At 44.3% G+C, this 13,063-nt stretch carries 15 protein-coding genes; 4 read left to right on the top strand and 11 right to left on the bottom strand.

Features of this window, described 5'->3' with window-relative positions; genetic code table 11:
* Positions 1-99: 99 nt before the first annotated feature.
* The 6 genes from AC0VZ9_RS05420 to AC0VZ9_RS05395 form a co-directional block, all read right to left on the bottom strand.
* The gene (locus tag AC0VZ9_RS05420) at positions 100-1,050 is read right to left on the bottom strand and encodes a cation diffusion facilitator family transporter (RefSeq protein ID WP_019382577.1); all 951 of its coding nucleotides are present in this window, start codon (positions 1,048-1,050) and stop codon (positions 100-102) included.
* Positions 1,051-1,179: 129 nt separating this feature from the next.
* Entirely contained in the window at positions 1,180-1,812 is a 633-nt protein-coding gene (locus AC0VZ9_RS05415) for a response regulator transcription factor (RefSeq protein ID WP_251173994.1), read from the bottom strand.
* Positions 1,813-1,857: 45 nt separating this feature from the next.
* Positions 1,858-2,874, bottom strand: a complete 1,017-nt coding sequence (locus AC0VZ9_RS05410) for a sensor histidine kinase (protein WP_251173995.1) — start codon at positions 2,872-2,874, stop codon at positions 1,858-1,860.
* A complete protein-coding gene (liaF, locus tag AC0VZ9_RS05405; protein ID WP_009334965.1) occupies positions 2,871-3,605 on the bottom strand; it encodes a cell wall-active antibiotics response protein LiaF in 735 nt (244 codons plus the stop codon). The genes AC0VZ9_RS05410 and liaF overlap by 4 nt, the downstream gene beginning before the upstream one ends.
* Positions 3,606-3,981: 376 nt before the next feature.
* Positions 3,982-4,614: a PspA/IM30 family protein gene (locus tag AC0VZ9_RS05400; protein ID WP_475397101.1), complete on the bottom strand. Its 633-nt coding sequence runs from the start codon at positions 4,612-4,614 to the stop codon at positions 3,982-3,984.
* Between the two features lie 16 nt (positions 4,615-4,630).
* Positions 4,631-4,978: a lmo0954 family membrane protein gene (locus AC0VZ9_RS05395; RefSeq protein WP_009334967.1), complete on the bottom strand. Its 348-nt coding sequence runs from the start codon at positions 4,976-4,978 to the stop codon at positions 4,631-4,633.
* 247 nt (positions 4,979-5,225) lie between these two features.
* On the opposite strand from AC0VZ9_RS05395, the gene AC0VZ9_RS05390 reads away from it, so the two are divergent.
* On the top strand, positions 5,226-5,738 hold the full coding sequence (locus AC0VZ9_RS05390) for a hypothetical protein (protein ID WP_009334968.1): 513 nt from the start codon (positions 5,226-5,228) through the stop codon (positions 5,736-5,738).
* Between the two features lie 111 nt (positions 5,739-5,849).
* On the opposite strand, the gene shc is transcribed toward AC0VZ9_RS05390, so the two are convergent.
* On the bottom strand, positions 5,850-7,742 hold the full coding sequence (shc, locus tag AC0VZ9_RS05385; RefSeq protein WP_475397100.1) for a squalene--hopene cyclase: 1,893 nt from the start codon (positions 7,740-7,742) through the stop codon (positions 5,850-5,852).
* A 225-nt stretch (positions 7,743-7,967) separates the two neighbouring features.
* On the opposite strand from shc, the gene AC0VZ9_RS05380 reads away from it, so the two are divergent.
* On the top strand, positions 7,968-8,903 hold the full coding sequence (locus AC0VZ9_RS05380) for a VanW family protein (protein WP_009334971.1): 936 nt from the start codon (positions 7,968-7,970) through the stop codon (positions 8,901-8,903).
* 55 nt (positions 8,904-8,958) lie between these two features.
* Here the strand turns inward: AC0VZ9_RS05380 and AC0VZ9_RS05375 are convergent, their stop codons facing one another.
* Together AC0VZ9_RS05375 and rraA are read right to left on the bottom strand one after the other, a co-directional pair.
* Positions 8,959-9,216, bottom strand: coding sequence for a hypothetical protein (locus tag AC0VZ9_RS05375; RefSeq protein WP_475397099.1), 258 nt, complete (start codon positions 9,214-9,216; stop codon positions 8,959-8,961).
* Positions 9,217-9,303: 87 nt separating this feature from the next.
* Positions 9,304-9,783, bottom strand: a complete 480-nt coding sequence (rraA, locus tag AC0VZ9_RS05370) for a ribonuclease E activity regulator RraA (RefSeq protein WP_475397098.1) — start codon at positions 9,781-9,783, stop codon at positions 9,304-9,306.
* A gap of 443 nt (positions 9,784-10,226) precedes the next feature.
* Between rraA and AC0VZ9_RS05365 the strand changes: the two genes are divergently transcribed.
* Positions 10,227-10,370, top strand: a complete 144-nt coding sequence (locus tag AC0VZ9_RS05365; RefSeq protein ID WP_019382584.1) for a hypothetical protein — start codon at positions 10,227-10,229, stop codon at positions 10,368-10,370.
* A gap of 33 nt (positions 10,371-10,403) precedes the next feature.
* Here AC0VZ9_RS05365 and mutM read toward each other — a convergent pair whose 3' ends face one another.
* On the bottom strand, positions 10,404-11,213 hold the full coding sequence (gene mutM, locus AC0VZ9_RS05360; RefSeq protein ID WP_251174000.1) for a bifunctional DNA-formamidopyrimidine glycosylase/DNA-(apurinic or apyrimidinic site) lyase: 810 nt from the start codon (positions 11,211-11,213) through the stop codon (positions 10,404-10,406).
* 169 nt (positions 11,214-11,382) lie between these two features.
* On the opposite strand from mutM, the gene AC0VZ9_RS05355 reads away from it, so the two are divergent.
* The gene (locus AC0VZ9_RS05355) at positions 11,383-11,835 is read left to right on the top strand and encodes a hypothetical protein (RefSeq protein WP_252246000.1); all 453 of its coding nucleotides are present in this window, start codon (positions 11,383-11,385) and stop codon (positions 11,833-11,835) included.
* Between the two features lie 42 nt (positions 11,836-11,877).
* On the opposite strand, the gene AC0VZ9_RS05350 is transcribed toward AC0VZ9_RS05355, so the two are convergent.
* Complete coding sequence (locus AC0VZ9_RS05350) at positions 11,878-13,014, bottom strand: trans-sulfuration enzyme family protein (RefSeq protein WP_019382587.1); 1,137 nt, start codon at positions 13,012-13,014, stop codon at positions 11,878-11,880.
* Positions 13,015-13,063 lie beyond the last annotated feature (49 nt).

Below are 13,063 nucleotides of genomic sequence, written 5' to 3'. Positions count from 1 at the left end.
TTTTATTTTAATATTTCTTCAATTTAAAAGCAATGGGTATTTTTCCAGCATAATGAGCGCTAAAAAAAGAAGCCTTTAGTGCGGGCTTCCTTTTCAATATTATTTCCACGTCTGGATTTGATCTGTCTCAAGAATACCAAGTGTTACGTCACTGATATCAGGGTCATCCAGCAGCTGATTTCTGACACCAATTTTTATATCATCCGCATCGGCAAGCGTAAGGCCTTCGACCAGCTCAATGTAACCTTCCACATGATATCTTCTTCCCTCCTGAATCAGCCGCAGCTGTTTAATATCCACGACCTGAGGATCTCCGAGAATAATTTGGGCGATACGGTCTTCAATATCTTTTGGTGCCGCTACACCAATCAGACCTAGCGTATTTTCAAATCCGATTTTTACAGCGATCCCCACCAAAAGCAGTCCAATTAAAATTGTGCCGACTCCATCCAGGAAGTAAAGTCCTGTAAAATGAGCAATTAATATCGAAACAAGGGCAAGCAAGGCGCCAAATGTCGCAATAATATCTTCATAAAAGACCAGCCGTGTTGGAGGGGAGGCTAACCTTACATTTTTAAAGGCAACAGGCACAATGCCAAATCCTTTGGCAGGATTCCTGGTTTCATGGCCGATTTCCTTCATGGCTTTTAATAAAATAAAACCATCGACAGCAACGGCAAGAAGCATAACTCCTACATTGAGCCAGAGGTCGGTTGATTCCTTTGGATGCTGAATCAATTCCCATCCTTTATGTATCGTTTCATAGGCCATGATGGAAATAACGATAACAGCAATTAATACGAACAGGTTGATCACCCGGCCAAATCCTGTGGGGAACCTTTTGGTTGGCGCCTTTTCGGCAAGCGCACTGCCAAAAAACACAAACCCCTGGTTCAGTGCATCAGCAAGGGAATGGAGGGTTGTGGCAAGCATGGCCCCGCTGCCGCTTGCAAAAGCTGCCAGCCCTTTAGCAATCGCCAGTGCCGTATTTCCGATTGCTGCCATTCCCGATGATTTATTTCCTTTTTTCAATAAAGCAATCACAGACATTTCATCACCGCCAAATTTTTTTGTTTGGTTTTATTGTTACCCTCATGAGCAGATTCTGAATCATTTTTTTCCGGTTCCTCATTCAGGCAAAATAAAAAGAGCTAATATCAAAATTAGCTCTCCAGAACATTATTTAACCAGCGAGTGCTTGAAGGCATAAATGACTGCCTGGGTTCTGTCCTGCACCTGCAGCTTGCTTAATATATTGCTTACATGTGTTTTGACTGTTTTTAAGGCAATGAAAAGTTCGTCGGCGATGTCCTGATTCGTTTTGCCTTGTGTCATTAAAAGAAGGATTTCCATCTCGCGGCTTGTCAGCTCTTCATGGGGCAGCTGGTGATTTTTCTGCCTCATTTTCACCATCATTTTGCCGGTCACTTCCGGTTCCAGTACCGATTGTCCATGATAGGTCGAACGGACTGCCTCAGCTATCTCACTGGCTTTCGAGGTTTTCAGCATATAGCTTGTCGCCCCTGCCTCCAAAGCCGGATAAACCTTTTCATCATCAAGGAAGCTTGTCACAATAATGATCTTAGCTTCCGGCCATTTCTCGATGATTCTTCTTGTCGCTTCAATACCATCCATTTCTTTCATAACAAGATCCATCAAAATGATATCCGGCCTCAATTCGAGTGCCAGATCAATAGCTGTTTTCCCGTTATCCGCTTCTCCTATAACCTCAATATCCGGCTGTGCCGTAAGGTAGGAAGACACTCCAATCCGAACCATTTCATGGTCATCCACAAATAAAACTTTAATCATTGGCCTCACCCTCAGAATTTAGTCTTGCCTAACAGCAGACATTATTTACATAATCGGAACCTTAACTTCAAGACGGGTTCCTTTGTTTCTTACACTGATGATTTTCATGCTTCCGCCAACTTCAGCGGCACGTTCATACATGTTCTGCAAACCGTAGGAGCCAGCCCTCGTCTCCTCTACATCAAAACCGACTCCATCATCAGCTACACGGAGTATGGCATAATCATCTCTTTGAATCAGGAGCACTTCAAGGTTTTGCGATTTGGAATGGCGGAGTGTATTGGACACCGCTTCTTGGAGGATGCGGAATAGGTGGTCTTCCACCCCTTTATCAAGCGGAAAATCCTCTACCTTCCATTCAATCTCCATCGCTACTTTTTGAAGCAATTCGACCAGAAGCTCTTCAATTCCTTCCTGCAGGCTTTTGCCCTTAAGGGCCGCTGGACGAAGGTGCAGCAGCAGGGCTCGCATTTCCAGCTGTGATTGATGGATCATTTCTTCCACCATTTTCAGCTGCTTTGCCTGCCTTTCTTCCGGATCTTGCTGGGTTTCAGTAATCGCAGACATCATCATGGATGCTGCAAACAGCTGCTGGCTGACAGAATCGTGAAGCTCGCGTGCAAGCCTGTTCCGTTCCTGGGAAACAATTTCCTGCATCCTGTTCTCGAAATCTTCCGCTTTTTCATTTGCCAGCTTTTGAGAAATCTTTGCCTGATCTGCCATATGCTGTTGAATCTTCTCGGCCCTGACTGCTATGGAATGCAATTCTTTACCTGTTTCCTGCACATCCAATTGACGGCCTTCCTCCACCTGGTGGAGCATTGTATCTACGGCAAAAAGCTGCCGGCGCCAGTAAATGCCTGACAATAATCCAAAAATCAGGCCAAGAGCCAGGCTTACGCTCGGCACAAATAGGATAAACGGAATATCGAGTATTTCCGTTTCCCACAGATCCCGCCATCCGGGAATGGGAAACATCGTAAAAAAAGAAGCTGTCAAAACAGCAAGAATACAAAGGGACATGCCCGCTCCCCATGCAATTTGCCGCTGAATGATACTCATACGCGCTTCACCTCGATATCCCCTACTGCAAGTGAAGTGAAAATCTTAACGCGCTGTCCTGATTGATCATAGCCGGGAGTCTGAAGCTGAAGGAGCTGGTTAAACATCTTTGATTCCTCGTGCTCTAATATTCTGGCCTTACCCACAATAGCTGAATGGCTGACACTAACCTCAACGTCATAGGGAACAAGCACCTGCACGTTTCCGATGAAGTTCCGGATGAAAATAACGGTTTCTCCCTTGGGAATAACCGTATAGCTTAAATCTATGACCGTATCACCAATACCGGTCTGGATATTGATATCATTCCATTCGTATACTTGCTCAGGTGTTTTTTGCTGGCCGACAAATATATTGGAAAAAAGAGGACTCTTCTTTATGACTGTTTCTTTCTGGAGATTTACTGCCGGTTCATTGAACTCCGGCTGAATCCGTTTAGGATCCTTTTTGGACTGCCCAAACTGAATCAGCAGGTGAATCAAAATCGCCAGGAGGAAAAATTTCAGCGTCATCATGCTGAAAATATTGATGAGCAGAAAAATTAGCCCCAGCCAGAAAAGCCATTTTCCGGAGCTCTTAGGCATCCTCTTCCTTCCGATATATACCATTCCAATTGGCACAAGAAGAGAGAATATCACACCGCTATTAAAAAAGGCTATTTCCACAAAGAGAAAGACAATGCCCAATATGATAATCCAGCTCATATAATCGCTTTTGTTGTTAATGTTCATGTGGCATCCCCCCTTTTGTGTATATGGAATGATAAGAAATGCGGCAGCGCCTTCGGAACAAGCCAAAACGCTTGTTCCTGCGAAGAACATCCAAGGAAGCCTTGCTTGGTGCTAACCCCCGACAAGCACAAGACGAGCCTCACGGAAAGGCGTCCTTTGCCTTTTTGAGAGGCTCGGCTTGTGACCTCGAGGGGGTGGCGCTGGAGCTAACAGTTATAGACTTAAAAGGCGCAGTATCTCTACGCCTTTTTAGAATACCATTTTTTGTTCATAAAATAGAAAGAGTTTTTATCTTTTTTGGGAAAAAGATAATACAGGCAGGCTTCATTTTTGTTTTATTGCATGTTCCAAACTATTTCTGACTTATTTTCGAATATTACAATACAGGCTTCTTCTCAAGCTCTTTTTCCAGCTGTGCGATGCGGGCATCAATTGTGCTGCGGTGATAGGAGCTTTTCACCTGATGTTCAAGATGGTCAAGATAGGATTCGATTTCCTGGAATCTTGTAAAGTTTTTATCATTGTTTTGATCAAGCACCTTATCCATTTGGTGATTTGCGCGTGTGATGTTTTCACGGCCCATCAGCTCCATGCGGCGGATATGCATATCCTTCAGTTTATGCTTCATTTCCTCGTATTTTCTTTCAAGGTCACCCATTTGCTGTATAGCCTGGTTCAGAAGATCCTTCAAACGGCTGGCACGCTCTTCATACTGCATTTGCTCCTGAGCTGCAAACTGATAGAGTTCTTCCTCACCTGCCTGCGATGCAACCTCTGCCTGGCGCTTGCGTTTGTCTGCAAGGTTTTTCGCCTGCTCGTATTCTCGAGTGAACTCTTCTTTCAATGTATATTGACGTTCCAAAAGCTTGCGGACCTTTTCGGTTTCACGCTCACATTCACGAAGGTATTGGTTTAAAAGTGCGATTGGATTCTTTTTCTCCTTTTTATCCAACACTTCGTGAAGGTCTGCCATTACTGTATCTTTGATTCTCGTTAATAGGTTTGCCATATCTATCTCTCCTTTTTTAGTTTCTGTTTAAATCCGCCCATTGCTTTTCAAAGTTAGCAAAAGGGTCATTTTCTTCTTCCACTGCACTTGAGCTTGAATCGTTCCATTTTTTATATACCAGATAAAGAACATATGCAGCTGCAAGCCCTAAAATTGCCGGGAAGTTGGAAGCGGTTGCCATCAAAGCGATGAACCCGATGATTCCATAGCCGATTTTTGCCATCGTGCTTTCTGCTTTTATAAATTGTTTAAACACAAAGTATAGAATCGCCGCGCTTACTGCCAGACCCACTATTGGTCCAAGATTTGAAACCAGCACCATGGCTGCAATTCCACCTGCTATCAGTAATCCAAGTTTTTTCATTTTCGTTTCCTCCTTTCTTGATTTCATCTTACCTGTTTCGTGTAAATGCTATAACGAGCCTCAGCTTTATTTTCAAATAAGACCTGAGACGTAGCAGATAGTCGGCCTCTTTCGACCCAGATGGGAAATATGGAAAAAGAATGTACGTTAATGCGGAAAAATGCGGGGTACACATGGGGTAGGCAAACAAATAATGAAGCTGCATCGCGCAGATTTTTCATACAGCTATGGAAATGGAGGTCCTCCCATGTTTGGGTATGATGATTTTTTGAAATTTATTCAAGCCTTTTTTGTGGTTTACCCGGCGGTCACACTGATTCATTTATTGGGGCATATATTCTTTGCAGGCATTTTTGGCGGAAAAGGGATCCGTGTTATCATTGGCACAGGCAAAATCCTATTCTCAATGAGGTTTTTAGAGGTTAGACGGTTTTACTTCTGGTATGGAGGATGTGAGTTTTCAGCATTAAAATACAGCAATAAACTGACCAAATCTCTTATTTTTTTAGGAGGGTCTATTTTTAACATAGGCAGTATTTTTATTGTGAATTACCTGATCCGGCTGGGCATTCTGGATGCAAACATGCTGTGGTACCAATTTGTATATTTCTCCTTTTATTACGTCTTTTTCGCCCTGCTGCCAATGGATATGGCAGATGGCACACTTAGTGACGGGAAGGCTATGTACAAGCTCTTGTTTAATAAAAATAAAGATGATTCCTCAGCAGACTGCCAGCTGGTTGATGAGGAGAAAAGATAGGTGAGCTGCCAAAATTCCGGTTTTTTGGACGGAATTACAAAGTTATGAGCGAAACCTCAAAATTATCCGCAAAAACCCTGATTAATAAGCCAATAAAAAAGGAAGCCCCGATCATTCGGAGCTTCCTTTTTGCATGAATTTCTTTTCATAATGGCCTAGTGCCAATAGCGGCCAAATATACCGGTAACTGTGATAGTGCATGTATAGGAAACCGGCCATTCCCTGACCTTTTGGGTAATCTGTCGTCCAGTCATTTCTTTGGCCTTCGCGAATCAGGAAAGCCATGCCTTTTCTGATCTCAGGGCTGTTTTCATGAGAAACGGCAATTAAAGCATCAACGGCCCAGGCAGTATGTGTTAATGTACTGCTTCCCAATGGAACATAGCGTTTTTCAATATCGCTTCTGCAGGATTCTCCCCAGCCGCCGTCCTCATTCTGGACAGACTTCAGCCACTCAACCGCTTTTCTGATGTACTTCTCATCTTCCTTTTCCCCTGCAGCGGCGAGGCCGGTAAGGGCTGCCCAGGTTCCATACAGATAGCAAATCCCCCAGCGCCCATACCAGGAACCGTCTCTTCTCTGATTCTTTTTCAGCCAGCTTATTCCTCTTTTAATTGAAGTTTCAGCTCCTGTAGTGAAGGTACATAAATATTCAATGGTTCTGCCAGTTAAATCTGCTGTGGACGGATCAGTGAGAATAAACTCTGCTCCTTGAATAGGAATTAGATTCAGAAGGCGGTTATCTACGTTTTTTTCAAATGCCGGCCATCCTCCATCACGGTTTTGCATGGATAGAGCCCATTGGTCTCCTCTCTGCCTGGATTTCTTGGCAGCTGCTCCCGTTTGATTGTGAAGGCTCCTCAGACTGGCGGTCGTATCATCTACATCGGGATGCATGGTATTGAAGTCTGAAAATCCCCAGCCTCCAGGAAGCCCCTTGCGGTTGTGGACCGTCCAGTCTCCGTGACGGGTTTGCTGCCTTGAAAGCAAATAGTTATTCGCGTTTAAAATCGCCGTATCTGATTCATCTACACCTGCCTCCTGGAGAGCGTGGGAAATTAAAGCCGTATTCCATACTTTAGCGTCTGTTAACTGAAAATGGATATGTCCATCTATTGTGCAGGACATTCCCTTTAATCCCTTTACCGCCTTGATGATTACTGGATCTTTTGGAGAGCAGCCGAGAGCGAGGAGGGCAAATATCATATAAAAAGTGCTGCTGAAATAATTTAATGATGTTCCATCCGGTTCAATCCGCTCGAGCAAATATTGCTTTGTTCCCTCATATGCCATGCTGCGGAGCCGATCAGGCAATCCAATTAAGCTTTCGGCCATATCGGTAAGAATATCAGCAAGTTTTCTCCATTCATCAGAACGGCTTTCTTCCCATAGTTCTTCCCTGTCCCTTGTTCCATAGATTTCATCCAAATCAGGACTATTTTCCGTTCTTCGCCTGAATTTTTTGCTGCCAAGCAGGATCACCGGCAAGAGATGAATTCTGGCAAAGCTCGAAAGCTGGTAGATGCTGATTGGGCTGGATGGAGGAAGCAGCACTATTTCGATTGGCACTGGAAAAACAGCCGGCCATGGATATTGGCCTGTCATGGCAAGCATGATTTTCGTAAATATTCCTCCTTTTTTTATCCCGCCCTTTGATAAAATAAATTTCCGTGCAGCTGAAAGAGCCGGGTCATTCTTCTGCCTATAGCCTGAGTACAAAAGGGCGTAGTACGCTTCAATGGTCAAAGATAGATTTCCTTCTTTTTCGTCTCTAAAAAGCTTCCACGCACCACTCTCATCCTGGCGGCTTTCTATTCTTTCCGCCAGTTTCCGAATTAGCTCTTCATCCTTCGTTTTGAGCGTCCTCAGCAGGATAATCATATAAACATCAGTCATGATTCCAATTTCAAACGGATATGCCCATGAGCCATCCTGTGATTGGCTCCTTTTCAGCAAATCGGTTAGCCGGGTAATTTCTGCCTTGACTAGCTGCACATTCCTCATTCCCTCACTAAAGTTTTATTACACTATATTCCTTAATCAATTAAAGAATTCGGCCTTCCGGGAGAATGTGCCAGGGGCTTTTTAACGGACAGAGGATGCAGAAGTCCGGGGGCATGATGACAGAGCTTCATGGCAGCTTCAAAGTGAAGCCAATAATCAATCATTTTTTCGGCACATGAAACAATTCTCTCCTGTCCATACTAAGGGCGGAGGTGCACCTGCGATATGAAATTCTCATGGGTATTGGGGATCATGCTATTAACACAAACACAAACTGCCAGTCTTCCTGATGACTTATCCATTGAAAATGACGGCAAATCCATTGCAAGAGTCAACAGGACGGAATATGAAATGCCTTTTCCCGGGCTTCCGCTAGTGGACGGTGAACGGTTCACTCAGCTACTGGAAAAATTAAATCGCCAGACGTATATTCCGCCTAGGAACGCGTACATAGGCGAAAGCGGACGCATCGTTGCTGAGAAGCCTGGAAAAATACTGCACCGCAAAGCATTCACAGATATTTTTTATACATATTTTTATAATAACGGGCCAGCCAGAATTGAGATCCCAACGCTCCCCGTATACCCGAGAGTGGATCGTGATCTTATCTCCCATATCCGAGTTAAAATGATCGGCCAGTACGTTACGTATTTTAATCCGAATAACACCTCACGCTCCCATAATATTCAGCTTGCAGCCGAAGCCCTTGATAATTATGTTGTTTTTCCGAATGAAGTATTTTCTTTTAACCGTGCTGTCGGCAAAAGAACGGCGGGGAAAGGCTATCAGCGTGCTCCGGTCATCGTTAGAGGAGAACTGTCAGAAGATATCGGGGGCGGGATCTGCCAGGTATCCTCCACTCTGTTCAATGCAGTTGACCGGGCAGGTGTCAAAGTGATCGAGCGTTATTCCCACAGCAAAAAGGTTCCCTATGTACCGCCTGGCCGGGATGCAACGGTAAGCTGGTATGGCCCAGATTTCACCTTTAAAAACCGTTACAGTTCTCCCCTGCTCATTCGGGCACAAGCTATGCATGGCCAAGTGGTAATCAGAGTATACTCCTCTGATGAAATTGACTATGAGCCCCGAAGGGTCCCGAAAGCTTCAACAATGCTGCCGGAAGAAATCAGCATTGAAAAGGAAGCAGTTTTAGAGAACTGATAGCTTTGTCAGCTGCATTCAGGCAGGCATCCAAATCTGACAAATTTAATGTCATCTATAAAAAAAGGCTGATGACCATTATTGCCAGCCCGAAGATCGCAGAGCCGCGCTTCACGCTTCTATTTTGCCGGGGCTTTAGGAATAAACTGATTATAAAACCAACTGGCAATACAATGCCATTAATGCTAAAAGTAAATGTGCCTAACAGATAATAACCAATCAGTTTTAGGATCAAATGCTCTTCTTCCTCATTCCTGCTGCGGAACAAAAGATAAATGCCGGCTGCCCAAAATAGTATAAATATTATAAACATATGTGCACCCCCTCTTAATACGGTATTCTATGTTAAGCAGGAAAGTGCTATAAAAGGAAACACCCGCTTTTCAGCGGGTGTTCAGCTTTATATGAGGGCTTTTGATGAGACAATCACGCCATCTTCATCTGCATAGACATATTCTCCCGGCTTCCAGTCAATCCCTCCGAACGTAACCGGGATGTTTCGATCCCCTTTTCCTTCTTTTCGGCTTTTTAAAGGATTGCTGCCTAGTGCGAGGATGCCTGTATCAAGGCTTCCGAGCTCTACTGTATCCCGGACGCACCCATAAATGATCACACCGGCAAGCTTTCTCGATTGAGCAATTTCACCAAGCCTGTCACCCATTAAGGCGCATCTTTTTGATCCGCCGCCATCCACCACCAGCACACTTCCCTCTGGAATGGACTCCAGTGCCTCTACTACCAGCACGTTATCTTCAAACACTCTAACCGTTGAAATGGGACCGGAAAACTTTCTTTTTTGCCCATAAGATTTAAACTCCTGCTGACAAATGTGCAGTTCTTTGCTGTGGTCATCACATAAATCGGCCGTTTTGAAATCCAAAAGAGATCCCCTCCTTTAGCGCTTTTGGCTGTAAAACACTTTATGCCATCTTCTTTACTTCGATATGCAGCACCCTGTTCCCTTCCTTTTTTAATAATCGAAAGGGAAAGATTGAAGATTTCAGGCATATACCTTTTAGTAAGGAAACGCTCTTGGTTCAGAAAAGCGGAAGCGCCTTGCCCACAAAGGAATGCAGACTCGCTTTCGGTCGTGCGATGTTTATGCTTTCGAAGCCTTCCCTGTCCTGCGGGCCTCATGCATAAGACGGTTCCTGTAAGAAGGCGTTCATCCTTCTGATAGTAAAGGCATAGATCTGAGAGTCCTTAGGAGCCGCAACAAGACATGCTTGCAGCATTGGGTGGGCAGGCGGCTGCTTGCGCTGGACAGTTATCGGCGTTCAAAATTTTATACTTTCTATCTTTTAAAAATAGGGAGGTTAAAGGATGGCTCTAATGTGGGCAATTACAATCGGTTTTATGGTTTCATTGGGACTGGCCGGATTTATGCTTGTCCATTTTTTAAAGGGTGCAATGGATTCCAGTGATTCCACGACAGTTGATAGGATTCAGAGTGATCCGGAAGAGTAGAGAAAAGAGGCTGCAGTTTGTGCAGCCTCTTTCTTAGTTTTGGCAATTTGCGCAGTAGAATGTTTTCCGGGAAGATATTTCTTCTTTCACTATAGGGCTGCTGCAGCGAAGGCAGGGTTCTCCTTCTCTGTCATACACTCTGCACTGCTCATTATATCCCCCGGTTTTGGCATCTCCTTTAAACAAAGGCTCTTCCATATAGCCCCCAAACTGAATGGCCCGGGTTAATACGCCCTTCATGGACTGATACAGGATTTTTATTTCATCCTCATCCAATTCATCTGCTTTTCTCATAGGCAGCAGCCCAGCCTCAAAACAGATTTCATCGCTGTAGCAGTTGCCGATTCCCGAAAGAAACTGCTGATTGATGAATGTCGTTTTCAGCATGCCTCTTCTGGTTCCGATCCGTTCGCGGAAGGCCGGAAATCCCAGCGTTTGACCCAGAGGCTCCGGCCCAAGATCTGAAAGCTCCTTTTCCACCTCTGTGTCTGTCAGCAAGTGCAGATAGCCAAGTCTTAGTCCAATAAAATAGAGCTTTTTATCTCCAAAAGAAATAATAACCTGTTTCGTGCGGTCAGGATTGTCCGCTTCATTGCCAATATACATCCAGCCGCCCAGCATCAGATGCAGCAAAAGATTTTTACCGGAACTCAGCTTGAAAATAAGATGTTTAGCCCTTCGGGTGATTTCGGTTATTTGTGCATTTATCAGCTGACTTTTTAATTGGGCAGGCTGCACGTTGATGGACTTTTCCCGATTTACTTCTACATCAGTAATGACTTTACGGGCCAGCTGCTCCGTTAACAGCCTTCTGTAGGTTTCCATTTCCGGAAGTTCAGGCATAGTGTCAGCTCCTTCCTCAAATACTGTATCCTTAGTATTTAATGGAAGGAATCACTTCATTCCTGAAAACTGCCACCTTGAATTTTTTTTCAAATGTTCAATATTTCGAAACAGTAGTTTCCAATATTTTGATGTTGGAAATGTTGAAATTAAAGGGAGGTTTTTCCAAATGAAAAAGAACTATTCCAGCAAGCAAACTTTTATGTTTTTTATTATTTATTTTGCGTTATTATGCTGTTTAATTTTTGCGGCTGTCACCCTTAAACCTTCTTTTCAAAAAGAACAGACTTCAGAAATTTCTTCTGCTTTTTCAAAAGAACTCCAGATTCAGAAGAACAAACAGGAAATGAAAGCAGCTGAGAATGAAGGGAAATGGCAGCCATCCAATACCTTTGTGATCACAGCCATTTCCATTGGCTCTTGCCTGGATATCATCGTTGTGCTACTTTGGGCCCGTCATGAAAATAAAAAGAAACAGCAAGGGCAATTCTCCAACCCGAATAGATTGACCAATAAGAAGTGGTTCTGGTACTTGGTTTCAATGGGCATTGTTCTGCCCAAGGATGGCAAATTGACATTCAGCCTGAAAAACTTCGTCTTAACTGTTACCTTGTTGGTTTAATTGAAGCATTGGCTGTTTGACCAGCTTGAGAGCATCTAATAGTCATCCCAGACTCCGAATAATAGCCTTATTCAGCTGCGCAATAATATCATCCGCATGTTCAATTCCGATGGATATCCGGACCACCTGCTTAGTAATGCCAAGTTCCCTGCATACTTCAGGAGGCAGTGCCCTGTGCGATGTGGTCAGCGGATGGGATACGGACGTTTCAACACCCGCAAGTGTCGGCACAATTTTAATCCACCCCAGCTCTTTAAAAAACTCATTCACATCAGCACTGTCAGCCAATTCAATCGTAACAATGGCGCCGAATCCTTCTTCACCATGCTGAAAAGGATAATAGACATTTTTTATTTCTTGATTTTGCCTTAATGCCCTTGCCACTCTTCCGGCATTTGCTGACTGCTGCTTCATTCTGAGAGCCAGAGTTTTCGCTCCCCTGCATGTCAGCCAGGCTTCAAACGGACTTAAATTAACCCCGAGGTTTACAATTTTTCCGCGTGCTCTTCCGATCAGCTCTTCATCTCCAGCCAGGACACCTGCTGTAATATCGCTATGCCCGCCTAGATATTTGGTTGCACTGTGGACGACTAAATCAATGCCTATCAAATAAGGCTGGCAATGATATGGAGTGGCAAATGTATTATCGATCAGGGTAACGAGATTATGCTTCTTCGCCAGGCGGACGACTTCTTCAAGGTTTTCCACCCGCAATAAAGGATTTGTGATGGATTCAGAATAAAGAAGCTTTGTATTCTCCTGTATGGCTTCCTCCACCTGCGCAGCATCAGAAAAAGGAACAACGGTTACTTCTATACCGAGCTGTGTCAGCTCTTCCTTGATTAAATGGAAGCTGCCGCCGTACAGGTCATCCGCTGCCACAATATGGTCGCCGCTTTTGACTACAGCAAGCACTCCCGCCAGAATGGCGGATAGACCGGATGAGGCAGCCGTCCCGGCCGGTGCTCCTTCCAGAGTGGCAATTAATTCACCAAGCTCATCCGTATTCGGATTGCCGACCCGGGAATAAAGATAATTGCCGTTTCCCTGATAAAATCCCTCCAGCTCATCCAGATCATTGAATGCGAAGGCGGAAGTTTGATAGATCGGTGTTACTTTACTTTTAATCTTGCGTTTGCTCTTATTTTTCAAGTGCAGAACAGAAGTCTCGAATTTCATTTGGCCTTTCCCCTTTAAAAGAAATAAGGGCTGGACAATGCCCAGACCT

It is taken from the genome of Cytobacillus sp. QJM3NY_8 (genome assembly GCF_056173585.1).
Note: the sequence above shows the minus strand (reverse complement) of the source record. Positions and strands in the feature narration are given on the sequence as shown.